This window comes from Frankia sp. AgKG'84/4 (genome assembly GCF_023242965.2).
Classification (GTDB): Bacteria; Actinomycetota; Actinomycetes; order Frankiales; family Frankiaceae; genus Frankia.
This window is the reverse complement of the sequence record NZ_JALKFU020000902.1, coordinates 1-828: the sequence shown is the minus strand read 5'-3', so window position 1 is coordinate 828 and position 828 is coordinate 1. Positions and strand designations below refer to the sequence as shown.

At 77.7% G+C, this 828-nt stretch carries 1 pseudogene; it reads left to right on the top strand.

From position 1 onward, the window contains the following. A pseudogene (locus MXD58_RS25930) lies at positions 1–828 on the top strand (HelD family protein); the annotation flags it as partial.

The window sequence follows — 828 nt, the reverse complement described above, 5'->3', positions numbered from 1 at the left end:
GAGCCGGACGGTCCCGGCGCCGCGCCGCGACCGCGCCCGGCGGGTGGCTGGAGCGCCGCCGACATCCCGCTGCTCGACGAGGCCGCGGAGCTGCTCGGCGACGACGACCAGGCCGCCCGCGCCGCCGCGCTGCGCGAGCGGATCGCCCGCGTCGCCTACGCCCAGGGCGTCCTCGACATCATCTCCCGCGATGTCGAGGACGACCCGGAGATCATGATGGCGACCGACCTGATCGACGCGAGCCGGCTCGCGGACCGCCACGAGGACGTCGACCCGCGCACGATCGCCCAGCGGGCGCTGGCCGACCGGACGTGGACGTTCGGGCACGTCGTCGTTGACGAGGCGCAGGAGCTTTCCGAGATGGCCTGGCGGATGGTCATGCGCCGCTGCCCGGCCCGGTCGATGACGATCGTCGGTGACGTCGCGCAGACCGGCGATCCGGCCGGCACAACCTCCTGGGACCGGATCCTGGCGCCCTTTCCCGCCGCCGGCGCGCCGGCGCGGCGCGAGACGCTGACGGTCAACTACCGCACCCCGGCGGAGATCATGGCGGTCGCCGCCGACGTGCTGGCGACGCTGAGCCCGCCGCAGGAGCCGCCCCGGTCGGTGCGCACGGTCGGCGAGCTGCCGTGGCGGCTGCGGGTGCCCGCGGCGGACCTCGGGCCGCGCCTGGCCGGGGCCGTCCTCGCCGAGCTGGACCGTCTCACCGCGGCCGAGCGCCCCGGCGACGGCGAGGCCGCTGCGGGGCGTCTCGCGGTGCTCGTGCCCGCCGGTCGGCTCGCCGAGCTGACCGCCGCGGTCCGGGCGGCGGTGCCGGCGGCGCAGAGC